This window comes from Galbibacter sp. PAP.153 (assembly GCF_037029175.1).
In the GTDB taxonomy this organism is placed as follows: Bacteria; Bacteroidota; Bacteroidia; order Flavobacteriales; family Flavobacteriaceae; genus Galbibacter; species Galbibacter pacificus.
Map to the genome: position 1 here is coordinate 106,586 of NZ_JAZEUN010000012.1, position 26,084 is coordinate 132,669.

The 26,084-nt window shown below is 38.5% G+C and carries 26 protein-coding genes; 14 read left to right on the forward strand and 12 right to left on the reverse strand.

Translation table 11 applies throughout. From position 1 onward, the window contains the following. Window positions 1-33 precede the first annotated feature (33 nt). The 6 genes from ribH to UXI14_RS09565 all read left to right on the forward strand — a co-directional run bounded on the left by ribH (window position 34) and on the right by UXI14_RS09565 (window position 5,632). Entirely contained in the window at window positions 34-516 is a 483-nt protein-coding gene (ribH, locus tag UXI14_RS09540) for a 6,7-dimethyl-8-ribityllumazine synthase (RefSeq protein WP_335965949.1), read from the forward strand. Window positions 517-758: 242 nt separating this feature from the next. Then, on the forward strand, window positions 759-1,052 hold the full coding sequence (locus UXI14_RS09545) for a hypothetical protein (protein ID WP_277898580.1): 294 nt from the start codon (window positions 759-761) through the stop codon (window positions 1,050-1,052). Next, complete coding sequence (gene mutL / locus UXI14_RS09550) at window positions 1,052-2,887, forward strand: DNA mismatch repair endonuclease MutL (RefSeq protein WP_335965950.1); 1,836 nt, start codon at window positions 1,052-1,054, stop codon at window positions 2,885-2,887. Before UXI14_RS09545 ends, mutL begins: the two co-directional genes overlap by 1 nt. Window positions 2,888-2,908: 21 nt before the next feature. Further along, window positions 2,909-3,652 carry a rhomboid family intramembrane serine protease gene (locus UXI14_RS09555; protein WP_277898582.1) on the forward strand — a complete coding sequence of 248 codons (744 nt, stop codon included), beginning with the start codon at window positions 2,909-2,911 and terminating at the stop codon, window positions 3,650-3,652. A gap of 63 nt (window positions 3,653-3,715) precedes the next feature. Continuing rightward, complete coding sequence (locus tag UXI14_RS09560) at window positions 3,716-4,588, forward strand: rhomboid family intramembrane serine protease (RefSeq protein ID WP_335965951.1); 873 nt, start codon at window positions 3,716-3,718, stop codon at window positions 4,586-4,588. Between the two features lie 27 nt (window positions 4,589-4,615). After that, window positions 4,616-5,632 carry an endonuclease/exonuclease/phosphatase family protein gene (locus UXI14_RS09565; RefSeq protein WP_335965952.1) on the forward strand — a complete coding sequence of 339 codons (1,017 nt, stop codon included), beginning with the start codon at window positions 4,616-4,618 and terminating at the stop codon, window positions 5,630-5,632. Window positions 5,633-5,810: 178 nt separating this feature from the next. Here UXI14_RS09565 and UXI14_RS09570 read toward each other — a convergent pair whose 3' ends face one another. The 7 genes from UXI14_RS09570 to UXI14_RS09600 form a co-directional block, all read right to left on the reverse strand. After that, entirely contained in the window at window positions 5,811-6,122 is a 312-nt protein-coding gene (locus UXI14_RS09570; protein ID WP_335965953.1) for a DUF6122 family protein, read from the reverse strand. A gap of 11 nt (window positions 6,123-6,133) precedes the next feature. After that, window positions 6,134-6,769 carry a WbqC family protein gene (locus tag UXI14_RS09575; RefSeq protein ID WP_335965954.1) on the reverse strand — a complete coding sequence of 212 codons (636 nt, stop codon included), beginning with the start codon at window positions 6,767-6,769 and terminating at the stop codon, window positions 6,134-6,136. 113 nt (window positions 6,770-6,882) lie between these two features. Beyond that, the gene (lepB, locus tag UXI14_RS09580; protein ID WP_335965955.1) at window positions 6,883-8,439 is read right to left on the reverse strand and encodes a signal peptidase I; all 1,557 of its coding nucleotides are present in this window, start codon (window positions 8,437-8,439) and stop codon (window positions 6,883-6,885) included. A gap of 117 nt (window positions 8,440-8,556) precedes the next feature. Further along, a complete protein-coding gene (dapB, locus tag UXI14_RS09585; protein WP_335965956.1) occupies window positions 8,557-9,261 on the reverse strand; it encodes a 4-hydroxy-tetrahydrodipicolinate reductase in 705 nt (234 codons plus the stop codon). Between the two features lie 89 nt (window positions 9,262-9,350). Next, the gene (locus UXI14_RS09590) at window positions 9,351-10,112 is read right to left on the reverse strand and encodes a DUF5683 domain-containing protein (RefSeq protein WP_277898589.1); all 762 of its coding nucleotides are present in this window, start codon (window positions 10,110-10,112) and stop codon (window positions 9,351-9,353) included. Beyond that, complete coding sequence (locus UXI14_RS09595; RefSeq protein ID WP_277898590.1) at window positions 10,112-11,008, reverse strand: ParB/RepB/Spo0J family partition protein; 897 nt, start codon at window positions 11,006-11,008, stop codon at window positions 10,112-10,114. Before UXI14_RS09595 ends, UXI14_RS09590 begins: the two co-directional genes overlap by 1 nt. Further along, on the reverse strand, window positions 11,009-11,782 hold the full coding sequence (locus tag UXI14_RS09600) for an AAA family ATPase (protein WP_277898591.1): 774 nt from the start codon (window positions 11,780-11,782) through the stop codon (window positions 11,009-11,011). 477 nt (window positions 11,783-12,259) lie between these two features. Here UXI14_RS09600 and UXI14_RS09605 point away from each other — a divergent pair, with 477 nt between their 5' ends. Both UXI14_RS09605 and UXI14_RS09610 read left to right on the forward strand, forming a co-directional pair. Beyond that, window positions 12,260-12,556: a helix-turn-helix transcriptional regulator gene (locus UXI14_RS09605; protein ID WP_335965957.1), complete on the forward strand. Its 297-nt coding sequence runs from the start codon at window positions 12,260-12,262 to the stop codon at window positions 12,554-12,556. Beyond that, on the forward strand, window positions 12,543-13,358 hold the full coding sequence (locus UXI14_RS09610; protein ID WP_335965958.1) for a DUF3800 domain-containing protein: 816 nt from the start codon (window positions 12,543-12,545) through the stop codon (window positions 13,356-13,358). Before UXI14_RS09605 ends, UXI14_RS09610 begins: the two co-directional genes overlap by 14 nt. A gap of 1,053 nt (window positions 13,359-14,411) precedes the next feature. Here the strand turns inward: UXI14_RS09610 and UXI14_RS09615 are convergent. The 5 genes from UXI14_RS09615 to udk form a co-directional block, all read right to left on the reverse strand. Further along, the gene (locus tag UXI14_RS09615; RefSeq protein WP_277898594.1) at window positions 14,412-15,290 is read right to left on the reverse strand and encodes an SDR family oxidoreductase; all 879 of its coding nucleotides are present in this window, start codon (window positions 15,288-15,290) and stop codon (window positions 14,412-14,414) included. A 122-nt stretch (window positions 15,291-15,412) separates the two neighbouring features. Continuing rightward, the gene (scpA, locus tag UXI14_RS09620) at window positions 15,413-17,536 is read right to left on the reverse strand and encodes a methylmalonyl-CoA mutase (RefSeq protein ID WP_335965959.1); all 2,124 of its coding nucleotides are present in this window, start codon (window positions 17,534-17,536) and stop codon (window positions 15,413-15,415) included. Further along, window positions 17,533-18,906: a methylmalonyl-CoA mutase subunit beta gene (locus tag UXI14_RS09625; protein WP_335965960.1), complete on the reverse strand. Its 1,374-nt coding sequence runs from the start codon at window positions 18,904-18,906 to the stop codon at window positions 17,533-17,535. Before UXI14_RS09625 ends, scpA begins: the two co-directional genes overlap by 4 nt. 128 nt (window positions 18,907-19,034) lie before the next feature. Then, the gene (locus UXI14_RS09630) at window positions 19,035-19,361 is read right to left on the reverse strand and encodes a septum formation initiator family protein (protein WP_277898597.1); all 327 of its coding nucleotides are present in this window, start codon (window positions 19,359-19,361) and stop codon (window positions 19,035-19,037) included. Window positions 19,362-19,363: 2 nt separating this feature from the next. Beyond that, window positions 19,364-19,972 carry a uridine kinase gene (udk, locus tag UXI14_RS09635; RefSeq protein WP_277898598.1) on the reverse strand — a complete coding sequence of 203 codons (609 nt, stop codon included), beginning with the start codon at window positions 19,970-19,972 and terminating at the stop codon, window positions 19,364-19,366. A 454-nt stretch (window positions 19,973-20,426) separates the two neighbouring features. Here udk and UXI14_RS09640 point away from each other — a divergent pair, with 454 nt between their 5' ends. The 6 genes from UXI14_RS09640 to UXI14_RS09665 all read left to right on the forward strand — a co-directional run. Then, window positions 20,427-20,756, forward strand: a complete 330-nt coding sequence (locus UXI14_RS09640; RefSeq protein ID WP_335965961.1) for a four-helix bundle copper-binding protein — start codon at window positions 20,427-20,429, stop codon at window positions 20,754-20,756. 20 nt (window positions 20,757-20,776) lie between these two features. Continuing rightward, entirely contained in the window at window positions 20,777-21,016 is a 240-nt protein-coding gene (locus UXI14_RS09645; protein WP_277898600.1) for a Rho termination factor N-terminal domain-containing protein, read from the forward strand. Between the two features lie 76 nt (window positions 21,017-21,092). Then, window positions 21,093-21,449, forward strand: coding sequence for a hypothetical protein (locus UXI14_RS09650; RefSeq protein ID WP_277898601.1), 357 nt, complete (start codon window positions 21,093-21,095; stop codon window positions 21,447-21,449). Window positions 21,450-21,555: 106 nt separating this feature from the next. Further along, window positions 21,556-23,235 (forward strand): AraC family transcriptional regulator, encoded by a 1,680-nt coding sequence (locus UXI14_RS09655; protein WP_335965962.1) that lies wholly within the window; start codon window positions 21,556-21,558, stop codon window positions 23,233-23,235. Window positions 23,236-23,401: 166 nt separating this feature from the next. Beyond that, window positions 23,402-23,956, forward strand: coding sequence for a hypothetical protein (locus UXI14_RS09660; protein WP_335965963.1), 555 nt, complete (start codon window positions 23,402-23,404; stop codon window positions 23,954-23,956). 89 nt (window positions 23,957-24,045) lie between these two features. Then, window positions 24,046-26,084 (forward strand): hypothetical protein (locus UXI14_RS09665; RefSeq protein WP_335965964.1); only part of this gene is annotated, 2,039 nt, incomplete at its 3' end.

The following is a 26,084-nucleotide window of genomic DNA, read 5'->3' on the forward strand; positions in this document are numbered from 1 at the left end:
GACTAAAGGGCAGCAATTAATGTAGAGTATAATATGGCTACTGAAAATAAAAATTTATCAGTTTACGATAAAACAACAATCCCAAATGCGAAGAACCTTCGGTTTGGGATTGTTGTTTCTCAATGGAACGGCAAAATAACCGAAGGTTTATACAATGGGGCATTAAGTGCCTTGCTCGATTGTGGCGCGGTAGTGGAAAATATTATCCGATGGGACGTTCCCGGAAGTTTCGAACTTACGTACGGTGCGAAGAAAATGATTTTAAAGCACGAACCCGATGCAATTATAGTTATAGGAAGCGTAATTCAAGGGGAAACCAAACACTTCGACTTTGTTTGTAGTGCCACCGCACAAGGGATAAAAGACCTGAACGTAAAATACAATACGCCCGTAATTTTTTGTGTCCTTACAGACAATACCATGCAACAGGCCATAGACAGGAGCGGGGGCAAACATGGAAATAAAGGAACAGAGGCTGCCATAGCGGCCATTCAAATGGCAGTTCTTGGAAATTAACGGTTTCTTCTGTTTTTTTCTTTCATCTTCAACAAGCTCCATGCCCGAACAAAAAAACACAACCGCATAACAATAGTATTAAAGCTCGTAATGTAAAGCGGTATTGTTAACAATTTTTAGGAGTTAAAAGCCTCGATTCTCTTTGTTTTTAAGTAATTTTGATAATTAGCATATAATTATTGTTTTTGATGGGGGCTTTTTAAATAAAACCATCAAAAATTATAACCTGTAAATATAAAACCGTGAGGCTTCCAACACTTTTTAAACAACGATCTGCAAAAGGGTATAGCTATACCCCAAGATATTACGATGAACGAAAAGAACGTTTGGAGGAGCTTAAAAAAAGTAAGGAGAATAGAAGCAACGAAGATTATTTTAAAGGCTACAGAAGGAAAAGCTACCGTGAAGACTGGAAATCGACCCGAAAACCTTCCGTGGACACAAATTCCCGATTTAGATTTATTGTAATCCTTATTTTACTGCTCATGTTTGCCATGGTTGCGGTTCGGTATATTAATTTAGATAAACTCTTTTAATGGCGGATATTATTCAGCTTTTACCGGATCATGTTGCCAACCAAATTGCAGCAGGAGAGGTGGTACAAAGACCAGCTTCTGTTGTTAAAGAGCTCATTGAGAATGCCGTTGATGCCGGGAGTACTTCCATAAAATTAATTATTAAAGATGCGGGAAAGACCCTTGTTCAAGTGGTCGACAATGGTAAGGGAATGAGCGAGACCGATGCACGCTTGTCTTTTGAAAGGCATGCAACCTCAAAAATTAAGGCTGCCGAAGACCTTTTTCAATTGCATACCAAAGGATTTCGTGGTGAGGCACTGGCATCTATTGCCGCAATTGCCCATGTGGAAATGAATACAAGGCAGGCAGATGAAGAGGTTGGCGTTCAAATAAAAATTGAAGGGAGCACGGTTGTAGGGCAAGATGTTACCGTAACACCGCAGGGAACTTCCATATCGGTAAAAAATCTTTTTTTTAACATTCCGGCACGCAGAAACTTCTTAAAGTCAGATACAGTAGAGCTGCGCCATATTATCGACGAGTTCCATCGGGTGGCACTGGCGCACCCAGACATTCATTTTGAATTTTATAATAACGGAAGCGAACTTTTCAACCTTCCGGTTTCTAACTTAAGGCAAAGGATCGTTCATATCTTTGGAGGAAAAACCAATGAAAAACTGGTTCCCGTTGAAGAAGAAACGGAAGTGGTAAACTTAAAGGGCTTTATTTGCAAGCCCGAGTTTGCCAAAAAAACCAGGGGCGAACAGTTTTTTTTTGTGAATAACCGGTTTATAAAAAATTCGTATTTGCACCATGCAGTTTGTGCCGCTTTTGAAGGGCTGATCAAAGAACAGACACACCCGAGTTATTTCCTGTTTCTGCAAGTAGATCCATCGGGGATCGATATCAATATCCACCCTACAAAGACCGAAGTTAAATTTGATGACGAACATGCCATGTATGCCATATTGAGGTCGGCTGTAAAGCATAGTCTGGGGCAGTTCAACGTAGCCCCGGTTTTAGATTTTGAACGGGACTCCAATTTGGATACTCCTTATGGTTATAAATCTAAGAATGTAAATTTTCCAACCGTGGAAGTGGACGCGGACTTTAACCCTTTTGAAAAAGAAAATAAAGGAAAAGTTTCTGTAAGCTACCCCAAAAAAGAACGATTAAACAACAGTTGGGAAAGTTTATATGTTGGGCTGGAAAAAAAATCGGATTTTAGTTCCATTGAATTTGAATCAGAAGAAGTTACAGGGTCACTTTTTAACGAAAAAGAAGATGAAGTTTCAACGGCCACGTATCAACTCCATAAAAAATATATTGTTACCACCATCAAATCCGGGATGGTAATAATTAGCCAGCACCGGGCACACCAAAGGGTGTTGTACGAGCAGTATTTAAAAAATATTACGGTAGACAAGGGCGTGAGCCAACAATTGCTTTTTCCCTTAAAACTGAATTTTTCGCGCACCGAAATAGAATTATTAAAAGAATTAAAGGACAGTTTGGAGAATACAGGCTTTATTTTTTCTAATTTTAAGGATGATGAAGTGGCGGTAAATGGGATTCCGCTCAATATTTCAGAAAGCGAAGTGGCAATGGTGGTAGACCAGTTATTGTCCGATTTTCAATCGGAAATACCGGAAAGTTCATTCTCGCAAGCCGATATTTTGGCAAAGGCAATGTGTAAGACCTTGGCCGTAAAAAGCGGGGAAATATTAAACGCAGCTTCACAAGAAGCATTGGTAAACAACCTTTTTGCAACCAAAGACCCCACGGTGTCGCCGTTTAACAAGCCCACATATATAACAATGTCGGTTGAAGAAATAGATAAAAAATTTTTATAATATTAAGATAAATTCCAAATAATGGGCAGAATTACCGATGCTGTAAAGCATTTATTGATAATTAATGTGTTGTTTTTTATAGCTACACAATTGTTGGGAGATCAAATGTACGATCTCTTTTCGCTTTGGTTTCCTAAAAACGAACATTTTCAGCTGTGGCAAATCGTTACGCATATGTTTATGCATGGAGGATTTATGCATATTTTGTTCAATATGTATGCACTTTGGGCATTTGGTACGCCATTGGAGCAGATATGGGGCCGTAACAAGTTCTTTTTCTTTTATTTTTCTGCCGGTCTGGGTGCTGCGTTAATTCATACATTGGTTAATTACTATTATTTTAATGAAGGAATGCAAGCATTGTTAAATGCAGGATTTAACCAGGCCAATATTATGGACATAATCAGTCAGGGAAAATTTGATACAGCCTGGCAGAATGCCATTCCGCAAAGCACATTACAGAATTTTTTAGGGGCATATATGACGCCGGCCGTGGGTGCTTCCGGGGCCATTTATGGAGTATTGGTAGCCTTTGGGATGATGTTCCCCAATGCCGAGCTCATGCTTATATTTTTACCCATCCCGATTAAGGCAAAATATTTTATTCCCGGACTTATTCTATTGGATTTGTTTTCGGGCGTTACGGGATTTTCGGTCTTCGGTGGCGGTATAGCGCATTTTGCACACGTTGGAGGCGCCATATTTGGATTTATCATGATGTGGTACTGGAAACGCAACCAGTTTAAAAATAACCGTTGGGATTGAAAAAGGAATAACGAAAGACAGATAGTGCCAAAAAATAATAAAAACGGTCAATAAACCTAAATCATGGGGATAACAAACGACATACGATACAAATTTTCAACATTGAATATTGCTGAAAAAATCATTGTGATCAATGTTGCTATCTTTATTATTGATACATTGTTGGTGTTTCTTTTACAGCTACCGGGAGATTATATAATGCGTTGGTTCGAGCTTCCAAAAAGCTTTAATGTGTTTATTTTACAGCCGTGGTCTTTGGTAACCTATGCCTTTTTTCACGGAGGGTTTATGCATATATTCTGGAATATGATATTGTTGTATTTTTCATCCAGGATATTTTTAAATCTGTTAAGCAAAAAATATTTTTTGAATGTTTACTTTTTAGGGGCCATTAGCGGGGGCATACTTTTTTTGTTGAGCTACAATATATTCCCTGCATTTTCGGGTATTAATTCTTCGCTTATAGGCGCCTCGGCTGCTATTATGGCCATATTGATATTTATTTGTACTTATTTGCCCAACCAAGAGGTAAGAATCATATTTTTCAATATAAAACTATGGTATATTGGCGCCTTATTTGTGCTATTGGACCTTATACAATTACCGTTGGGAAATTCGGGCGGCCATATAGCACATTTGGGAGGCTCTTTGTTAGGTTTTGTTTATGCAAAAAAGCTTCAGGAGGGTACCGATATCGGAGCTGGGTTTTCAAACCTGATGTCGTCCGTGGGAAATATGTTTTCCAAAAGCAAGAAATCCCCATTAAAAACGGTACATAAAAATAAACAACGGCCAAAAGCTTCAAGAAACAATAAGGCTTCCGGGAACGAACACCAAAAACAAATTGACGCCATTCTCGATAAAATAAGCAAAAGCGGCTATGAAAGCCTGTCCAAGGAAGAAAAGGATTTTCTGTTCAAGGCCGGTAAAGAATAAATAAACCAACCAATAACCAACCAACCGATGATGAAAAAGCTTAACTGGTTTCATAAAACATTATTTCTTGTTAATTCGGTTTTTGCTTTTCTGCTATTGCTAAGTTTGTTGGTTCCTTATGTACCCATAAAATCATTTCCCAAGATTGCTATTTTTAGTTTGGCCACTCCTATTTTAATCATCTTAAATATCCTTTTTATGGGGTATTGGATAATCAGGCTGAAAAAACAATGGCTGTTGTCTTTTTTTGTATTGCTATTGGGTTATCAGCAAGTGGCTTCCTTATACAAATTTTCGGGAAAACAAAATGTGGCAACCAGTTCGGCGCTCAAGGTAATGACATACAACGTACGTGTGTTTGATGTTTATAAATGGATTGGCAAGGATGGTGTTTTTGATGATATTTTGGGAGTCATCAAGCAAGAAAATCCCGATATACTGTGTTTACAGGAGTTTTATTACACCAAGGAAAAGGCATTTAAGTTTTACCCGTACCGGTTTGTAAAATATAAAACCAAAGAGACCGGGCAGGCCATTTATTCAAAATTTCCAATTATTAACAAAGGTTCGCTCAATTTCCCCAATTCCGGGAACAATGCCATTTATGCCGATATTGTCAAGGATAACGACACCATAAGGGTATATAATTTGCACATGCAATCGTTTCATATAAACCCACAGGACGAAGAAATTTCCCAGGAAAATTCAGGACGATTGGCAAGGCGCATGGGGGCGGTGTTTTCCAAACAGCAAATACAGACCAATATTTTTGTATCGCATAAAGAAAAATGCCCTTATAAAACCATTACTTGCGGCGATTTAAACAACAATCAATATTCTGCAATTTATAATCAGATAAAAGGGAACGACGTAGATACCTTCGATGAACAAGGCAGTGGAACGGGAAAAACCTATTATTTTAAATATTTTCCTTTTAGGATAGATTTTATTTTAGTTGATGAGGCAATCCCGGTAATTTCCCATAAAAACCGTTACGAATTGCTTTCCGATCATTATCCAGTGATTTCCCAGTTAAAGATTTAAGTTTAGTTTATGTATGTTATATGCGTAAGTAAGTACAATGCCATTTGGTGGTAAAGATGTTACAAGAAAACAATGTATTTATACATCATATATTATTTATATTTCATTATACTTTTGAAGTAAGACTGTTCCTCTTTTTCTAAGGAGGATTTAATCTTATAACTAACCAAAAATAATATTATGACATCAACAGGCAATCTGCAATATCCGCAAGTATATGGAGCAGTAATGCTATCCCGAATATCCTTGTCCGTTTAAAAAAAAGCAAGAGGAGGTACAGCGCAATTGCTATATAAGAATGAAAAAAATGAAAGCCTATGCTGCACCGGTCGGGATCAAAAACAGGACTTGCCCAAAGATGATCTACATCTATAACAATCCCAAGCAATAAAATAAGGCTAACCTTTATAAAATCCTTTCTAAATAAAAAATGTGCAATAAGTACCGGGGCAATAAAATGAAGGCCATAATGAATAATAAACCGAAACACCGAAATATATTTTATGGGTTTTGTTGTTCCAAACTAAGTTGGTCTAAATAGCTTAACGCATTGGTGCCTTCGTTGAACAATAAATCCAACCCGCTTAAATTTTCTATAAACCCATGCTTGGCATCAAAGACTTGGGTATAAGGATCAAAACCGTAATTCTTTTCCTTTTTTGCAAGTACCAGAGAACGTAGGTCCTGGTACTTTGTAACTTCAACCTGGTAGGTTTCTGTATATTTTAGGGCTATTTCCAGTTGAAGGCAATCTGCCATGAGCATGATGCTTTCGAGGTTCATATCATACAGAAAACGGTGCTTTTTTTCAAAAAAAGGTGCAAATTCATCTTCATAAAATTCAAAAAATGGAGAAGTCCTATAGGCCGTTTGAATTGATTTCCAATGTTGTTTTTTCCAATCAAAACTATCTTCCAGCATAACGTCCCTGTATTTTTGATGCCCCTCTCCTTTGATGTGTTTAATGGGAATGGAAAGCAACTGTTTTCCATTCGGACTGTATATATATGTTCTATTTCTATAGGTCTGCTTTTGGTAATTGTCCTGTTTTTCAAAGATAATATCCCCTTCATTCTCATTTAGCGCTACCCAATGAGCCACCGAAGGAAAATATGTAGGATGAATAATGGTTTGCATGAATAGGTTTATAAGGTTGAAAGTATGTAAAGTTAAAAGTCATTGAAAAAGATCCCATAAACCGAACCATATCCCAATACGATAATTACAGAATATCAAGCCCAGCTTAACTATCAGCTATTTGCTTTTTTCCTTTTCCTGAATTTGCTGTACCCATACCAAAGCGCAAGAGCAACCAGGAAATAAACCAAATAAGAGCGGGGTTTGCCCTCACCACCAACAGTAGTGAACACGCGATCCCAACGAACTTTGTTCCAGAAAGGCCCACTAGCATTGCTGTCCCAACTAAACCATATAAAAACAGGTTTTCCAACAACATGATCTTCAGGTACATACCCCCAATAGCGGCTGTCTTCTGATGCATGGCGGTTATCTCCCATCATCCAGTAATAATCCTGTTTAAAAGTATAGGTTGTGGCAGGTTTGTTGTTAATGGAGATTTGGCTTCCGTTTACTTGAACAGTATTCCCTTCATAACGCTCAATAATGCGTTTATACAGTGGTAATACATCTAGGTTGAGTTCCACGGTTTTTCCTTTCTGTGGAATATAAATGGAACCGTATTGATCTTGATTCCATGGGTATTTGCTTGACTGAGGAAAAACAGGTGCCATTTTAGAGGCTCCTTTGGATTCTATGTTGCGTTTAACACTAATTACATTCGGGTTGTCCTTTAGCATATCTGCTGCTTTCTCTGTCATAGCAGAAAAATAATAAATCCCTTGTTTTACTTGGCCAAAACTTCCCGTTACCCCATAACGTTCGTACATGTACCTCGGCGTAAGGTTGCCCTTGGCCTGTACATAATAAGAGTATTGGGGCTTGGCCCTGTCGGGTAACTCCAGGCGCTTGTTGTTTATGTATACATAGCCATCTTTTATAGAAAGGGAGTCTCCGGGAAGCCCAACGCAACGTTTGACATAGTTTGATTTTTTGTCGATGGGTTTGCGGATTTTTCGATGTGTAATTTTAAAAAATTGTTCAACTGTATCTGTTGGCCAACTAAAAACGACAATGTCGTTTCTTTTAATTTTTTGCAAGCCGGGAAGCCTAAAATAGGGCAATTGTGGCTTGTTTATGTACGATTTTGTGTTTAGTACGGGAATTGTATCGTGTACCATTGGAAAAGCAACAGTTGTCATGGGTGTTCTGGCACCATAATGAAACTTGCTCACAAATAAAAAATCGCCTACCAATAATGTTTTTTCCAAAGATGAAGTGGGGATAACATAAGGTTGCATAAAATAGGTGTGAACAAGAGTTGCCGCAACAATAGCAAAAAGGATAGAGCTTATCCATTCTCCCGTAGCTGTTCTGGGCTTGAGGTCCCTGTCTTCTATATAAGTAACATCTAAAGCATAGTTTACGTAAAAAATATAAAAACCAAGGGTTAAAATTACAAGCCAAGTATCTGCGGTACTGTTCCTGCCAAAACTCCTAATGGTTTCCACCCAAACCACGGGAATCATGATCAGGTTTATAATCGGTATAAAAAGCAGGATGACCCACCACCATGGGCGGTTGATTATTTTCATTAAAATAACGGCGTTGTATATGGGAACAATTGCTTCCCAAGGTTTTCTCCCTGCTTTTATGTATAATTTCCATGTAGCCAGAAAATGAATTACCTGGATTACCAGAAAAAAAATAAACCATTGTGTCATTGTCATAGTTGTATGCTTTATATACTTTACATTTTACCAAGAGGGCTTAAGTAAAGCGTTTAATTGGGTAAAAATAATTTTTTTCTTAATGATATAGGCCCTGGTAAGAATCAAATTTAGCATTTAACCCAAGTTTAACACATCCTTCATGCTAAAAGCCCCTGTTTTTCCCTGAATCCATTCAGCGGCAATAACCGCGCCAAGGGCAAAGCCTTCACGGTTGTGGGCTGTGTGTTTTATATCAATTGTATCCACATCGCTTTTGTAGCTAATACTATGGGTCCCCGGGACTTCTGGCTCCCGTAGGGCGGTAATCGGGATTTCGTTTTCTTGGGCCCCTTCCAGTTTCCATCCGGTATTCTCGGTATTTTTTATAATTCCCTCAGCTAAAGTAATGGCAGTTCCGCTCGGCGCATCCAGTTTTTGTGTATGATGGATTTCTTCCATGCTAACTTTGTATTGCGATAGGTTTTTCATCATCTTGGCGAGGTATTCGTTCAGTTCAAAAAATACATTAACGCCCAAGCTAAAATTGGATGCATAGATAAAGGCCCCTTTGTTTTCGTTACAAATGGACACGGCCTCATTGTATTTGTCGAGCCAGCCCGTAGTTCCTGAAATTACGGGAACATTGTTTTCCAAGCAATGTTTTATATTGTTAAAGGCCGCCGATGGAATGCTAAAATCTATGGCCACATCGGCTTTGGTAATGGCTACATCATCACTGTTGTTTACATCTACCTTGGCAATAATTTCATGATTACGGGATATGGCAATTTTTTCTATCATTTTTCCCATTCTTCCGTATCCGAGTAATGCTATCTTCATTGGTTGTCATTTTTATTTTAAAAGTGGTCCTTTTGTTGTGTTTAATTGGATCGAAAAGCAATCCTTAAACGGTATATTTTATAAAAACATTAAAAATTTAAGCTTAACCTCACACCATAGTTTGGTTTATAGTCAATTTGATTTTGTTCTAAATATGGCTTTAACGATAATTGCTCGTTTACATTGAATTGCTTTAAATGTGCATCCACATTGGCATCAATGATATTAAGGGCATACAAGCCAATGGTAATGAGCAGGGAAAGGTCCCGGTTTTGTTGGTAAAATTCCTGGGCATCCCGCAGTGCATCGTCACTTACATCCGGATTTCCGGGAACGATACCATCATTGTTTATATCGTAAAATTCATCATCGGTAAAACCTGCGAGGCGCCTTTTATAAGCATCGCGGTATTGATTGTAGTTCTGCGTGTTCTTTATATAAAAATATACCCCGGTACCAATAGCCCCGTAAACAATGGGCACTTTCCAGTAACTTTTGTTGTAAATCTGTCCCAGTCCCGGCAATATGGCCGAGTAAAACGCTGCCTTCGCAGGGGATAGCGGATCTATATTTACGGGCAGTTTAGCAATACTGTCTTTCTTCTGCTGTCTTTTTAATTGGCGCAACTCTTTTTTAGAAAGGGTATCGGTAGCTTTTAAGGTATCTTGGATTTGATAAGGTGCAAGACTGTCCTGTGCCTCCTTTTCCAGTTTCCTAAGCTCCCTTTGTGTCATTTCATGGACAGCCTCAGTTTCTGGTTTTTGAGGTACCGAATCTGTGGCCTTTTCCTGCGCTATGGAATAGAAATGAAAAAGCAATAAAAATATGGCGGCAATACTTCTTTTAAGCACTATTTAAAAAGTTTTGTAAGACGTAAAAAGTCTTCTTTGGAATGAAAGGGGATAATAAACTTTCCCTTCCCATTCTTAGCTACTTTAACGTCTACTTTAGAAGAAAAGTATTCGGTAAGTTCCTCAATATTATTTGAAATATAATCGGGGAGCTCCGGAGCGGTATTTTTAGTGTTTTTTTGTTCCTTGCCTGTTTGGTATTCCCTTACCAATTTCTCGGTATCCCTTACGGAAAGCGAATTGGAAATTACTTTTTCATAAATTTCCAGTTGGTCTTTTTTGTTTTCAATGTTTATAAGGGCGCGTCCATGTCCCATGCTAACAAATCCATCTCGCATACCGGTTTGGATAATGGGGTCCAGCTTCAATAAACGCAGGTAATTGGTTATGGTAGAACGTTTTTTGCCTACCCGGTCGCTCAATTGTTCCTGGGTAATGTTTATTTCGTCGATAAGGCGCTGGTACGAAAGCGAAATTTCTATCGGGTCCAGATCCTGGCGCTGAATGTTCTCTACCAATGCCATTTCCAGCGACTCTTGGTCGTTGGCAATACGGATATATGCAGGAATGGTTTTAAGGCCTGCTAATTTGGAGGCCCTGAGGCGCCTTTCACCAGAAACCAATTGATATTGGTTGAACTCGATTTTCCTGACGGTAATAGGTTGGATTACACCTAGTTCCCTGATAGAGGTAGAGAGTTCCTGTAACGTTTCTTCGTTAAAATTGGTACGTGGCTGAAATGGGTTTACTTCAATGGAATCAATATCCAGTTCAACAATATTGCCCACCACTTTATCGGCATTTTTATCCGAAGCTGTTTTAATATCATTGTCCGGATCTTTTAACAATGCCGATAATCCTCTTCCTAAAGCCTGTTTTTTTGTTGCCTTTGCCATTTAAACCGTTTGCTTGTTCTTTTTTATTATTTCATGTGCCAAACTCAGGTAATTGGTAGCTCCTTTACTGGTGGCATCATAATTAATAATGGTTTCCCCATAACTTGGTGCCTCGCTCAAACGAACGTTCCGCTGTATGATAGTGTCAAAAACCATATCGCTAAAGTGCTTTTGCACTTCTTCCACAACTTGGTTGGAAAGTCTTAACCTGGAATCGTACATGGTAAGCAACAAGCCTTCAATGTCCAGATTCGGGTTGTGTATTTTTTGAACACTTTTTATAGTGTTTAATAATTTTCCAAGACCTTCCAATGCAAAATATTCGCATTGTATTGGAATGATAACCGAGTCGGATGCCGTTAAGGCGTTCAATGTTAACAGTCCCAGGGAAGGTGCACAATCAATTAAAATATAATCATAGGCTTCCTTCAAATCTTTAATGGCCTTGCCCAACATGTATTCGCGCTCGTCTTTATCTACCAATTCAATTTCGATAGCAACAAGGTCAATATGTGCAGGTATTAAATCAACGTTTGGGGAATCCGTTTGTATAATAGTCTCACTCGGTTTTGCCGAATGTTCCAATAATTGATAAGTACCCCCCTCAACCGTTTCAACATCAATTCCTAGACCGGAAGTAGCATTCGCCTGCGGATCAGCATCAATGAGAAGTACTTTTTTCTCCAATACCCCCAATGAAGCAGCAAGGTTAACAGATGTTGTGGTCTTTCCAACACCACCTTTTTGATTAGCTACAGCAATTACTTTGCCCATGTGTTTATATTCGATTTTAGTAAGGTATATTTAGTCAGGTAAAAATACAATTATTTGTGAGTTTAGAAAATGAATTTTGTTAACAGTTATCCACAGCCTTATTTTTGCATCACATAATAATTGCCATATAACTGTTTTATCATGGAAATAGATGGATGTCGATTGTCAGAACACAGTTAAAATGTTTTTTCTCGGGGAGCTGTTTCCCGCTTTTTGCTATACTGCATGAAAACTTCGTTTTCTCTGGGGGGTGTCGCTACAACCGGGACTGGAAATACTGTTTCAGGTGTAGGCTCGATGAAGGGTAAATCGCATATTATTCCATGAGTAAATAGGTCAACGAGGAAAGTTTTTTCTGGTTAATGGTTGATAGTTATTTGTTGCTCGTTACTCGTCGTGACCCTAATTAGGCCACTAAACTAAATTTTCTGGTCTATTTTTTATTTATATATTTGACAAATTTTGTCAAGTCAAAATATGGAAAACAGCTTCGGGGAAACAATACGCAAATTGCGAGAAGGAAATAATCTTCTTTTAAGAGAGGTTTCAGCAAAACTGGAAATTGATGCTTCTGTTTTGAGTAAAATTGAAAACAATAATAGAATAGCAAAAAAAGAACTTATTAAAAAGTTTGCTAAAATATATAACGTAGATTACAACAAACTATTAATAATATGGCTTTCGGATAAAATAGTAAATGAGCTAAAAGACGAGAATAATATTGATGAAATATTAAAAATAGCAGAGCAAAAAATAAAATATGGGAAAGAATAAACTAATGGACTATCATCGCTTTTTAGATGAAGCTGGAGATACTACTTTCTATGGCAAAGGAAAGAAAAACATTATTGGACAAGATGGAGTGTCTAAAACCTTCATTCTTGGTATGATAAAAGTGAAAGACCCATTAGATGAAGTCAGAGATAAAATAAACGCGCTTCAAAATAAGATTGTTAGTGATGAATTTTATCACGTTCCAAGTGTCTTAAAAAAGATTAATAAATCTGGTTATTACTTACACGCTACAGATGATTTACCAGAGGTTAGAAAGGAGATGTTTGACTTAATGAAAACCATAAATTGCAGCTTTGAGGCTGTTGTTGGAAGAAAAGATATTGAGCGTTATGAAACAAAACACAAAGGGAAAGAAGAGTATTTCTATGCGGATTTACTTTCACATTTGCTTAAAAACAAACTCTCAAAGCACGACAAACTTGTTATGCATATTTCTGAACGCGGAAAAAGCACCAAAAACCATAATTTAGAATTAGCATTTCTTAAAGCCAAACAAAGGTTCTCTAAAATTAACGGAAACAATGAATCAAAAACTAAAATAGTTTTCAATGTAAATTATCCGACAAAAGACCCATTACTAAATTTGGCAGATTACTTCTGTTGGACTATTCAGCGAGTATTTGAAAGAGGAGAAATTAGATACTATAACTTTATTAAAGACCAAGTGAAACTGGTAATTGACTTGTACGACACTAAAAAATATGATGGGTGGAAAAATTATTATGACAACCGAAAAAATCCATTAACGGCTGAAAATAAAATAAGCCCACCAAAACACTAATTCCAAATTAAATTTGAAATAACGACTTGGAGTCGACTTTCGTGTTTTGCAGACTTAACTATTGCAAATGTACAAAATATTTATGAATTTATAAAAAAGTATACCAATAACGTATCCTATGAAAAATAGCTAACCTTGTACCAAACTATTGTTAATATTCAATCTATTAACGTTATATTAGACGAAAAAGTATATGAAATGTTACACGTTACTTTTCATATGTGTACCGAGAGTAACGAACGGCTGAAATTCGTTACGTAACTGTTTAATAAGATGGTGGAACCGACCCACCGGTGCTGTTCTACAGGGGAGAGCATCAAACCCCATAAGGTACTTTGGTAAAGAGCCAAGGTATTGAGCGTTATGGAAACGACTGTGCCACGAATGTGGTCAGGTATGAATAAAGGTGATGAATGCAAATGAACCTCTGATGAAGTGTCGAGAAAGTGCAACCTTCTGTCAAAGTGTTTGAAGTATGACAAACATGATAAGTTTAGCGGTTACCTGTTTACTGGCTAAGCGGCAGGCGTCATTTAGGAGGCATGACCTTTATTTGGGCTTATAAGTGGAACTCGGGAACCTGTGCCAAGATGCAAAGTGAAAGGCACAATAGCGCAAACCAGAGGCTAAATAGGGATGCTTGGTTCAGAGGCGGACCAGTCTGTAGTAGTGATGAAGCTCCTGTAATTGGAGTGGAGCAAAGGGGTTAGCTAATTTAAAATACGATTTGCCAACTTTAAAGAGGATGAGCTTATATTTGTAAATTAAATTAGGAGAGCCGTATGATGGGAGACTATCACGTACGGTTCTGTGAGCGGGTAAGGGTGAAACTCCCTTTTCCTACTCGACACAAACACGTTATGACTTTAATCTTTATATCAATATCCAACACCTAACAATAACCCACGCTTATATTTTCAGTCACTTAGACGGAGGAGAAGTCTCGTATTATTCCATGAGTAAATAGGTCAACGAGGAAAGTTTTTCTGGTTAAGGGTTGATAGTTGTTCGTTGCCGGTTGTTCTTTGTTATTTTAAGCCTTGAACCCGAAACCTATTTTTTCTTACTTCTTATCATGGCCTCCAACATATCCCACATTTCTTCGGGAATGGCTTCCAAGATATTAAACTGTCCGGCTCCTTTAAGCCATTCGCCACCATCCAAAGTAATAACCTCGCCATTTAAGTAGGCACTAAAATCCGATACCATGTATGCCGCCAAATTGGCCAGTTCCTGATGTTCGCCAACTCTTTTTAAAGGTACTTTTTTTGCCAGGTCAAACTTTTCCTTTAATTCTCCCGGTAGCAAACGGTCCCAAGCCCCTTTTGTAGGAAACGGCCCCGGTGCAATGGCATTAAACCGCATACCGTATTTTGCCCATTCTACGGCCAAACTACGTGTAAGTGCAAGTACGCCGGCCTTTGCCGTAGCCGATGGAACCACATATGCAGAACCCGTCCATGCATAAGTAGTTACAATATTTAACACGGCCGTATTTTGCTGTTTGGTATCGATCCAATGTTTCCCGCACGCCAATGTACAGTTTTTTGTCCCTTTTAAAACAATGTCGATAATGGTATCAAAAGCATTGGCGGAAAGCCTCTCGGTAGGAGAAATAAAATTTCCGGCAGCATTGTTTAATAAAATGTCGACTTTTCCAAAGTTATCAATAACGGTTTTGTGCATAGCTTCAACTTGGTCGTAATGCCTGACATCGCACTTTACCGCCAAGCATTTGCCGCCGGTTTCGGTTTCTAGTTCCTTGGCTGTATTTTGTAGCTTTTCAAGGTTTCTGGAAGTAATGGCCACTTGTGCGCCTAATTCTAAAAAGTATTTGGTCATGGCTTTTCCAAGTCCGCTGCCACCTCCTGTTACTATAATGTTTTTACCTTTAAGGGCATCGTCACGGAGCATTTTATCTGTGTATTTCATATGTGTGTTTTAGTTTGTTCAAGGTTCAGGGTTGTAAAGGTTCAAAGCTCAATAATTAAGAAATAACTAACTCCTAACCCTTAATCCCTTTTCACTTATACCTTAATTCATTAATTTCCCCATCAATCAATCAAAATTTCTAAAATGGTAATTGCAGCATCGCTTATTTTTGTTCCCGGTCCAAATACGGCTATGGCGCCGGCATCAAATAAAAATTGATAATCTTGTTGGGGAACAACGCCCCCCACAATTACCATGATGTCGTCCCGGCCATAATTCTTCAACGATTCAATTACTTGCGGGACCAGTGTTTTATGTCCGCCCGCCAATGAAGAAACCCCCAGAATGTGCACATCATTTTCCACCGCTTGTTTTGCCGCTTCCTGCGGGGTTTGGAATAGCGGACCAATATCCACGTCAAAACCAACATCTGCATACCCTGTAGCCACTACTTTGGCACCCCGGTCATGACCGTCTTGCCCCATTTTGGCAATAAGTATGCGCGGCCTTCTTCCGTCTTGTTCGGCAAAACGATTGGCTAATTCCTTGGCTTTTTCAAAACTCTTATCGTTTTTCACTTCTTTGGCGTAAACCCCGCTAAACGATTGTACCTTGGCTTTATACCGACCATAAACTGCTTCTAAAGCAGAAGAAATTTCGCCCAGCGTTGCCCGGTGTTTAGCGGCTTCTACGGCTAAAGCTAATAAATTTCCTTCGTTTGACTTGGCTGCTTGGGTTAATTTTTTCAACGAAGCCATAACGGTTTCTTTATTTCTGGACTTTTTAATAGTATCCAAGCGTTCCACCTGCTGTTTGCGTACCATTTGGTTGTCTACTTCCAGAATTTGCAAGGGATCTTCTTTTTTCAGTTTGTAGTTGTTAACACCAACAATAATATCCTGTGTACTGTCTATCCGGGCCTGTTTTTTGGCGGCGGCCTGTTCGATTCTCATTTTCGGTACTCCGGCTTCAATTGCTTTTGTCATTCCCCCCAATTCTTCAACTTCTTCAATAAGTTTCCATGCCTTTTCTGCTATCTCATTGGTAAGGCTTTCCACGTAATAACTTCCGGCCCAAGGATCTACGGTTTTGGTAATCAAAGTTTCTTCTTGTAAATATAATTGCGTATTTCTTGCTATTCTTGCCGAAAAGTCGGTTGGCAGTGCAATGGCTTCATCCAGGGCGTTTGTATGGAGCGATTGTGTTCCGCCAAAAACAGCGGCAGAAGCCTCTATGCAGGTGCGTGCAACATTGTTAAATGGATCTTGCTCTGTTAGGCTCCATCCACTTGTTTGGCAATGTGTTCTTAACGATAGGGATTTTTGGTTTTTGGGGTTGAACTGTTTTACCAGCTTTGCCCAAAGCATTCTTCCGGCCCGCATTTTGGCTATTTCCATAAAATGGTTCATACCAATTGCCCAGAAGAAAGATAAGCGCGGGGCAAAACGGTCAATGTCCATGCCAGTAGCCAATCCGGTTTTTATGTATTCCAGGCCGTCGGCTAGGGTATAGGCAAGTTCAATATCGGCAGTGGCACCTGCTTCCTGCATATGGTAACCGGAAATGCTAATGCTGTTGAATTTTGGCATGTGCTTGCTGGTAAACTCAAAAATATCGGCAATAATTTTCATGGAAGGAGCAGGGGGGTAGATATAAGTATTACGAACCATAAACTCCTTTAGAATATCATTTTGAATGGTTCCCGACAATGTATTTAAAGGTACGCCCTGTTCTTCGGCGGCTACAATATAAAACGCCATAATGGGAAGTACGGCCCCGTTCATGGTCATGGAAACCGACATTTTTTCAAGGGGAATGTGGTCGAAAAGAATTTTCATGTCCTCTACCGAATCGATGGCAACCCCGGCTTTACCCACATCGCCAACCACACGTGGATGGTCGGAATCGTAACCGCGGTGCGTGGCCAGGTCGAAAGCTACCGAGAGCCCCTTTTGTCCGGCGGCAAGATTTCGCCTGTAAAAAGCATTGCTGTCTTCGGCGGTTGAAAAGCCTGCATATTGCCTAATGGTCCATGGTTTTTGTACGTACATGGTGCTGTACGGCCCCCTTAAATATGGCGGGAACCCGGCAGCAAAATTGAGATGACCTAAATTTTCGGTGTCTGCTTTTGTATAAACCGGTTTTATGTTGATGCCTTCCGCGGTTTTGTATAAAGCTCCGGGCTCTGCTTTTTTTTGGACGTTTCTTTTTTTCAGACGTATGTGTTGCAGTTCCTTCCGTTTCATTTGCTTTCTGTTTTTAAGCGTTGCTGTTCTGATGTTTCTGCAATCCGTTGTTCGATTATAGGTGCGATAAGCGTTTTTCTAACTTCGGTCTTTACAAAGGGGTACAATTCCAATTGGTCTTGCATTTGGTCTCCTTTGTTTTGGTATTTATTGGTCCCGACCAGTATTTTTTGTCCGGCATCAAAGGCCTGTTGTTCTTTTAAGGCATTCTCTTTTATTTTTTTCTGAATTACATGATCCTTCAACTGTTGCAGAAAACCGCCTCCCGATTCTATTTGCTTGAACAATGTTAATGCTTTTTCTGCCATTTCATCAGTAATAGATTCCATGTAATAAGATCCATCGGAAGGGTTACGAACCTTGTCGAAATAGCTTTCGTGTTTTAAAATAAGCAACTGGTTTCGCGCAATCCGACCGGCAAATTCGTTGTTTTTATGATAAATGGCATCATATAAAAGTGTACAAATGGTATTGGAGCCCCCGATAATGGCGCTCATGTATTCCGTAGTGGTACGGAGCATGTTAACATTATAGTCGTAAAGTGTTTTGTTGCGCTTGGTAGGAATACAATAAACATGGGCTTCATGGTGATTGTTGTATGCTTCTGCAACCGTGCCCCATAATAGGCGTAGCGCTTTTAGTTTGGCAATTTCAAAAAAATAATTACTTCCTACACTGGTTAAAAAGCAGGGTTTGAAAGCCTTTCCGTCAAGTATGTTTAAATATTCGTTAGCATGTGCCATTGCGTAGGCCAATTCTTGGACCATGTTTGCACCCGCATTTTGGTACAATGATGTATTTATGGCAACGTTTGTTATAATTTGCGGACACGAGCTGGCCAATGTATGTATTTCCTCAAAGGCTTTCATATCATCCTTTAAACTATTATACCAGTTCCCCGTTTGTGCCAAATGGCCAATAATGTCTATATGAAGGTGGAGTTTGGCCTCTTTATCAGAAAAAAAAGCAATAATATCTTTTACATATGAAGCCGATAAAAATTGAGGCTCAAGGTGCACCTTAACCGATTTAAAAGGAAAATCCTTAAAAAGTGCCGAAAAATCGGTGGTATTGTCCGGTAATATAAAATGAAGGCTTTCCGTTCCTTTTTGTATGTTGCGCAAGGCTTTGGCATTGGCCCCTGCTTCTTGGGTTACATATATTTTCTCGCAAATGTTCCACTTTGGGTTAACGGAAATTTGAGGTTCCTTACCATTGGTAGCACAGTAAAAAGGTTTTATGTTGATGTCTTCGGCAGTTCTGGTAAGCAATGTTTCATTGTAATCGGCACCATCCAGTTCGACCTGAATTTTTTGTTTCCACTGTTTTTCAGGTACTTCGGGAAAGTCGCTAAAAAGTGAATTTTGCATATTGATTAGTTTTTATCGCCTTGGGCGATATGTTTTTAAGTTTTCTTTTCAATGCCCCGCTGGTTTATATTTCGGTAGTTTACTTAGATTTCAAATAGCATGGGGAAATTGGTTGGCGGGCCTTAAAATTAATTTTGCTCCAAGCTGTCTTCATATTCAATAAGATAGATTTCTTCATCTTCTTTTTTAAGGTAATATTGCTCCCGCGCAAACTTTTCAAGGTCCTGTTTGCTGTTTAATTTTTTTAAGGTAGCCTTGTCTTTTTCAATGGCTTCTTTTAAATGGATTTTTTGCTCCTGTAATTTTTTTATTTCATTATTGAGTTCCCGGTGCGTAAACCACCAAGAGTTGGTATCGAAAAAAAGCATCCAAATAACAAATACGGTAAGTACCAGCACGTAAATATTGCTGAAAAATCTAAACCATCTCGAATTTCGTATCTCTTTAAGTGTCATAATTACAACAGGCGTTCATTTATAATGGTGCGTACAATATCAACGGCAACGGTATTGTATCTATTGTTCGGGATAATAATATCTGCAAATTCCTTGGTAGGCTCAATAAATTGCTGGTGCATGGGCTTGAGCGTATTTTGGTAGCGCAGCAATACTTCTTCAACATCCCTGCCACGTTCTGAAATATCCCTTTTAATCCTTCTTATCAACCGTTCGTCTGAATCTGCATGAACAAATATCTTGATATCGAACAATTCCCGTAGTCTAGGGTTTGTCAATATTAAAATACCTTCCACGATCATTACTTTCCGCGGATGTGTAAGAATGGTATCCTGTGTACGGTTGTGCTTTACAAAAGAATATATAGGCTGTTCAATAACCTGATTGTTCTTTAATGCTTTTAAGTGCTCGTACAGAAGGTCGAAATCGATGGCCCTTGGATGATCGAAATTTATTTTGGTACGTTCTTCATAATTAAGGTGCGAAGTGTCGTTGTAATAAGAATCTTGAGAAATCACCCCGACCTCGTTCTCCGGAAGTTCGTTGACTATTTGGTTTACTACCGTTGTTTTTCCACAACCGGTCCCTCCGGCAATCCCTATGATGAGCATATAGTTTTATTTTTTACAAAAATAGCAATTTTAAGGGTTTTTTGTTTTAAAAGTTACAAAGGTCCAAAGTTACAAAGGTTCAACAATTAACCATTAACCATTAACAAATAACTAACCCCTTTTCCTTTATCGCTAATCACTATGTTTTGGTCGTTGTTACGCTGTTATGTAGCTATGCTGCTATATTGTTGAGAGTCCAGAGGTTCAAATTAACTAATCCCTTATCGCTTTTCCCTAATCGCTATTATTCAAGGTTTCAGGTTTTTGTTTCAAAGTTTCAGGTTAGATTTTAGGTATTCACTAATAACCATTAACCATTATCAAATAACGAGTCCCTATTCAATTGTTAAAAGAAAGAAAAAGAATGCTAAAAGTATGGTAAACCTCCTCATTGTTATTGTATTACGGTTATTGATTGCGTAAATTTATATAGACAACAAAAAGCTTAAAAAAGATGAAAAAGAACGATATAATACAAGTTTTGTATGAATGTGTTGCCGCATGTAACCATTGTGCCGATGCATGTTTGGACGAAAAAATGGACATGAGCAATTGTATAAGGCTCGACAGGGTTTGTGCAACTACTTGCAATGCTCTTGCAGAAGTTTTAGCGACCAATTTTAAAGATACTTCAGGGTTGATTAATTTCTGCTTTTTTGTGTGCCAGCAATGCGAGGAAGAATGCAGCAAACACGAGATGAACCATTGCCGTGAATGCGCAAGAATATGTAAAAAATGCGCAGAATCTTGTCAGGAATACCTACAAGAAGTAAAAGTAGCATAATTAACCTTAAATGTAAGACAATGCCAAATCCGAGAATTAAAGATGAAGACAAGTACGAGGCCCTGCGCGATAAGGGATATAGCAAGCAAAAAGCTGCGCGGATAGCCAATACGCCAAACTCTGGAAAAAAAGGGGGAAAAGCAAAGAAATATGAAGACTGGACCAAAGACAATTTGTACGATCAGGCTAAAAAAGTAGGAATTTCCGGGCGGTCCAAAATGAGCAAGAAAGAGCTTATACATGCTTTGCGTAATAATTAATTGGCAAATACAATATCTATTATTTTGATGTAATGATATTTTAAACAACGGGTAAATAATTTTAACGGCCACAACTATGAAAGCATCATATCATTTGTACGGGAACAGGGATGAATCGTACATTAAATTTTTAAACAAAACGCTTGCTTCACTAAAAAAAGACGAATATACAGAGGAGTGCAGGAAACAATTAAAATTCTTAATCGATATCTACCAGCTTAATGCAAAGCTTCAAAATGCGAACAACCGTTTTACCAAGAAATATTGCGCCTATTGCATTGAAGAAACAGAACGGTTTATACAAAATTTTCAAGCTTCGGCAAAAATGAAAAGAGTGGTGTGGATGCTAAAGAAGTTAATAAAAAACTGCGAAAACGTCATCGGGGCATCAACCGTGATACAATTAGAAGAAAAACAAGCTTATAAAGTTTAGATAAAAAGTTGGTTGATAGTTTTTTGAGCCAGATGCTTTCTGGAAACGTAGATTTTTCTACCTTGTACCACCAAAACATTAAACAAAAAACCGACTAACTAAAACCGTGTACTACCTTTACCTTTATAAGAAATATCTTCTTTTTACGCTGTTATTTATAGGCCTTATTGGTTTTTCTCAAGAAAGAAAAAGCACCACCAAACAATGGCTGGATACCGTTTCTATTCCCGGGTTAAGGTGCAATGCTTATTTAAATAAGGCCCATGAATATTATGAGCTAAGGGACTTTCCTGTCTTCAAGGTATACAACGACTCTACGCTACTTGTGGCACAATATTACAATTTAAAAGAAGTTCAGGTCAAGGCTTTGATAAACCTTGGTATTTATTATGATATAGTTGATGAATACGAAAATTCCCTCTCGCTTTACCATAAAGCATTGACCGTGTGCGATTCCCTTCCGGAAAAAGAGAAGACCAAAATATCCATTTTAGTAAATATAGGTAACGTATACAACAACATCGGGTCTTATCAAAAAGCAATTAAGGCCATGGAAGAAGTATTGGTTTTATCTGAACTTTATAATGTTTCGGGAATCTCCAAAGTGGCCGCATACAATATTTTGAGCAATGCATATTCTAAATTGGGCGAACAAGAAAAGGCCATTGATTATTTAATGAAGATGAAAAATCTAGGGGAGAAGCTACAAAATCACGAGATTGTACTTACTGCGCTGGACAACATTGCCAATGCTTATTACAAACAGGGAAAATATGATGAGGTTATAAAAACCGAAACAGCTGCGGCACAATACAGCAATGCCCATCAACCGGGCAATAAAAGGGCCATTACCATGTTAAACCTTGGAATGGCTTATGTGAAAAAGAAAAATGCACAAAAGGCCATCCAGTATCTTTCTGAAGCACTGGAAATAGCCACGGCCCAAAACGACAAGGAAGTTCAAAAGGTATGTCATTTGCACCTTGGAAGGGCATACGAACTGAAAGGGGAATACCAAAAATCTTTAAAAGAGCAGGAAATGTACGCACATTTAAGCGAAAGTTCTTTAAAAGATATTGCCGCCGCCGGGAAGCTCGATGTTAAATATGAGGCCGGACAGGAAAAGAAAATTATAGAAAATCAACTTGAAACAGCTGCATCATCCAACAGGAACAAAGAAAAGTTGATAATTGGGAGCGGCACGGCTATTGTTTTTTTGGGTGGAATGCTTTTTTTCTTTATCCGTAAGAAAAGAAAGGTAGAAAAGGAACGGTTACGTTTTAAACAAAATTTCGATATTCTTTTTGATGAAAACAAAGCCTTGAAAACCAAAATGAAGGAACTTGCCGAAAAATACCGGGAAAGAAATGAAGAAGTACAAAAAACCATAAAAAGAGGGCCTCAATACAAAAATTCGTCTTTAACGCAGGAAGATCGCAGGCGGTATATGAATTGTATTCTGGACCATATGGAAAAAGAAAAACCGTACTTGGATTTTGACATCAGCCAATCCGATTTGGCAACAAAACTAAAAATGAGCACACATCACTTATCTGAAGTGTTGAACTTTTGTTTTGAACAGAATTTTTACAACTTCATTAATATTTATCGGGTAAACGAAGCACAAAAACTCATGCGGGATATCCGCTATAAAGATTACAAGGTTCTGGCTATTGGTTACGAGGCCGGATTTAAAAGCAAAACGTCTTTCAACCGGGTTTTTAAAAACCATACCGGACTCACACCTTCTCAATTCCGAAAAGAAAATAACTTCGAAGACGCATAATCAATACAAGGTGATCGAAATAGGCACTTTGGACTAAATTACTGGTGTCATTCGTTCGGATGGCACATTTTTACAATAAGGCTTCTCTAATATTGTACCGTTCCATAATAATCCAACTCAAGTTAATACTGCCTTGGGCGGGTTTTGGAATCCTAAACAAAGTACAATGAAAAGAATATTATTTTTAATGGCCCTGTCCATTTTATTGGCTTTAACTATTTTATTGGCCATGTCGACCTTTTTGGTTTCTTGCAACCGGGAGAACAGACTACAGTTCGATTTAAGCAAATTGCCACAAAAGTGGGTGAAACTTACCAAAAATGAAGGCAATTTGGTGATTTTCAATCCGTGTAATGCTGCCAATACAATGTTGTCTATCCATAAAAATGAAAATGGGTACCAGCTTGTAATCGATGAAGGCCACAAAACTTTCGAACTAAAGGTTGTGGAAGCCATGAAAGTGGCCGACACTCTTTTTTTAAGGGCCAAATGGAATTGGTCGGAATCCGAAAAATTGCAGGATATCCGGTTTGTATGGAGCGATGAAGAAAATGGAATTGGGCATTGGGTCACAGTGTATTCCGGGGGCTTCACTACAGATTTTCCTTATGTAGCTTCTTATAAAAAAGATGGTTTTTCCATTGTAAACGAACCTTGCGAGGCCTGCTGGGGCATAGCATGCGATGAAGTCCTTGCCGATAAGCAAACCGCATTACCTTAAAAAGAAGTGCCATCCGTGCGGGTGGAACGCTTTTTAGTCGGTGCTTGTTTATACTTGCGCCTTGAAAACCCTGAATCAAGTAAAGAAAAATGAAAATAAAATTGCCGATTCTCTTGGCGTTGGGCTTTTTTTTGTCGGCCAATGCACAAACAACTCCGGTTCCCGATGCAAACTTTGAACAATTCCTGATAGATGCGGGTTACGATACCAATGGCCTTAACGGAAATATTTTAAACAGCGATGCGGCTACCGTGACCGAACTGTATTTTTCAAGAAATGATATTACCGATTTCTCTGGCTTGGAAGCTTTTGTAAATGTAGTAATACTTAACCTTAGGGACAATCAATTTGCAACGCTTCCTTTAAATACACTTACCAAACTGGAACGTTTTTATTGCCGGGATAATAAAATTTTAGCATCGCTGGATTTTTCCAAAAATGTGGCATTGCAGGTGCTCCATATCGACGAAGATGTATTTAATAGTACAGATTACGACAGGCCAATAACACAATTGGACCTTTCGGCAAACATAAACCTGGAAGACCTGCAAATATTAAAAGCGCATAATTTTAACAATATAGTCTTTCCCGTAACATCTACTTTAAGGTCGATAGAACTCGAAGATTTGATTTTAGAAAACATCGATATTTCTCAATTAAACGGCTTGGAAGAGTTTGATCTGTCATACAACAAAGGTTCGACCAACTTAACAATGCCCAATGAAAAAGAAGTACTTAAAAGTTTTACCATTCAGGGCATAAATGTAACAAGTTTTAATGGGCTCCTTGTTGATTATACAGCTTTGGAAGAATTGAATTTGTGGTATACGGGAATACAAAGCCTTGAATTGCCCCATACAGAAACGTTTACCAAACTTGTTATCTCAAATCACGATTTAATTGCTCCAATGTCTTTTGATATGGTCCCGAACCTAGAACACTTACAGATTTCTGATGCGCAAACGGCTCCATTGATCATAGACATTACAAAAAACCCGAAGTTGCAGCTTTTGTCTTTGCGCAATAACAGAATGACATCGCTTGATGTAACACAAAACACCGAACTTACTTCCATATACGTTAACCGAAACGATTTATCAACACTAGACTTAACACAAAACACAAAAGTAAATTGGCTGAGCGTAGAAAGTAATAATTTAACCACGTTGGACATTAGCAATTGTATAACGCTGGAGAAATTGGAAGCAGGTTGGAACGAATTGGATAATGATATTCTACAGCAGTATTTCGAGATAAGAAAAAATGACGGCGGATTGGGAAATAGCAATTGGGTAGAGGTAAATGGCAACAATCTTTCGGGTAAAGTACCAGACTTTACGGAATTGGTAGTTACAGGGCAAACACAAAGCTTTTCATTGGATTTTTCGAGCAATGCTTTTGAATTTGGGGATTTTGAAGAGCAACATGCCGACTATCTTCAAATGAGAACAGACGGTTTAATAGCTTCTTATTCATACAGATATGCGCCACAGGCAAAGGTCGATACCGAAGAAACCATAACGGCCAATGCCGGGGAAACCATAACATTGACCACCACCGTGAGCGGAAAGCAAAACCATTACAAATGGTTTAAAGACGGGATGGCCATTCCCAATGCTCAGGATTCTCCAAATTTAGAATTAGAAAATCTAAGTGCTTGCGATGAAGCTGAATATTATTGTGAGATTACCAGCGATTTGGTCCCTTTTGAAAATGCCGATCCACCCGGTAGGAACAGCAAGAATTTGTTGTTGGAACGTAATATAATTACTGTATCGGTAAATGGTGCTGGTCCAATGGTATGTGTAAACTTATCTTCTCCAATAAATGGAGCCACAAATGTACCTATAGATGCTGAAATAAAATGGACAGAAACCGAAGGTGCTTGTGGTTATATTCTAAGGGTAGGAAGTACTTCGGGAGGCGTAGATATTGTGAACGATTTAGATGTGGGGAAGGTTAATCGTTATGAATTTGATGATGATTTCCCTTTTGGAGCAGAAGTTTTTGTAAACATTATTCCATATAATAACGATGGGAATCTTAATGGATGTATTGAAGAGTCTTTTACGATCATAGATGTTCCCGATTGTACTTCCTTGCTTCAACCGTTGGACAATGCCACGGG

Bases quoted from the DNA above. Each gene is read 5' to 3' on its own strand.
- ribH (WP_335965949.1), top strand. From the start codon at position 34: ATGGCTACTGAAAATAAAAATTTATCAGTTTACGATAAAACAACAATC.
- mutL (WP_335965950.1), top strand. From the start codon at position 1,052: ATGGCGGATATTATTCAGCTTTTACCGGATCATGTTGCCAACCAAATT.
- UXI14_RS09555 (WP_277898582.1), top strand. From the start codon at position 2,909: ATGGGCAGAATTACCGATGCTGTAAAGCATTTATTGATAATTAATGTG.
- UXI14_RS09560 (WP_335965951.1), top strand. From the start codon at position 3,716: ATGGGGATAACAAACGACATACGATACAAATTTTCAACATTGAATATT.
- UXI14_RS09565 (WP_335965952.1), top strand. From the start codon at position 4,616: ATGATGAAAAAGCTTAACTGGTTTCATAAAACATTATTTCTTGTTAAT.
- UXI14_RS09575 (WP_335965954.1), bottom strand. From the start codon at position 6,769: ATGCAAACCATTATTCATCCTACATATTTTCCTTCGGTGGCTCATTGG.
- lepB (WP_335965955.1), bottom strand. From the start codon at position 8,439: ATGACAATGACACAATGGTTTATTTTTTTTCTGGTAATCCAGGTAATT.
- dapB (WP_335965956.1), bottom strand. From the start codon at position 9,261: ATGAAGATAGCATTACTCGGATACGGAAGAATGGGAAAAATGATAGAA.
- UXI14_RS09595 (WP_277898590.1), bottom strand. From the start codon at position 11,008: ATGGCAAAGGCAACAAAAAAACAGGCTTTAGGAAGAGGATTATCGGCA.
- UXI14_RS09600 (WP_277898591.1), bottom strand. From the start codon at position 11,782: ATGGGCAAAGTAATTGCTGTAGCTAATCAAAAAGGTGGTGTTGGAAAG.
- UXI14_RS09605 (WP_335965957.1), top strand. From the start codon at position 12,260: ATGGAAAACAGCTTCGGGGAAACAATACGCAAATTGCGAGAAGGAAAT.
- UXI14_RS09610 (WP_335965958.1), top strand. From the start codon at position 12,543: ATGGGAAAGAATAAACTAATGGACTATCATCGCTTTTTAGATGAAGCT.
- UXI14_RS09615 (WP_277898594.1), bottom strand. From the start codon at position 15,290: ATGAAATACACAGATAAAATGCTCCGTGACGATGCCCTTAAAGGTAAA.
- scpA (WP_335965959.1), bottom strand. From the start codon at position 17,536: ATGAAACGGAAGGAACTGCAACACATACGTCTGAAAAAAAGAAACGTC.
- UXI14_RS09625 (WP_335965960.1), bottom strand. From the start codon at position 18,906: ATGCAAAATTCACTTTTTAGCGACTTTCCCGAAGTACCTGAAAAACAG.
- UXI14_RS09630 (WP_277898597.1), bottom strand. From the start codon at position 19,361: ATGACACTTAAAGAGATACGAAATTCGAGATGGTTTAGATTTTTCAGC.
- udk (WP_277898598.1), bottom strand. From the start codon at position 19,972: ATGCTCATCATAGGGATTGCCGGAGGGACCGGTTGTGGAAAAACAACG.
- UXI14_RS09640 (WP_335965961.1), top strand. From the start codon at position 20,427: ATGAAAAAGAACGATATAATACAAGTTTTGTATGAATGTGTTGCCGCA.
- UXI14_RS09645 (WP_277898600.1), top strand. From the start codon at position 20,777: ATGCCAAATCCGAGAATTAAAGATGAAGACAAGTACGAGGCCCTGCGC.
- UXI14_RS09650 (WP_277898601.1), top strand. From the start codon at position 21,093: ATGAAAGCATCATATCATTTGTACGGGAACAGGGATGAATCGTACATT.
- UXI14_RS09660 (WP_335965963.1), top strand. From the start codon at position 23,402: ATGAAAAGAATATTATTTTTAATGGCCCTGTCCATTTTATTGGCTTTA.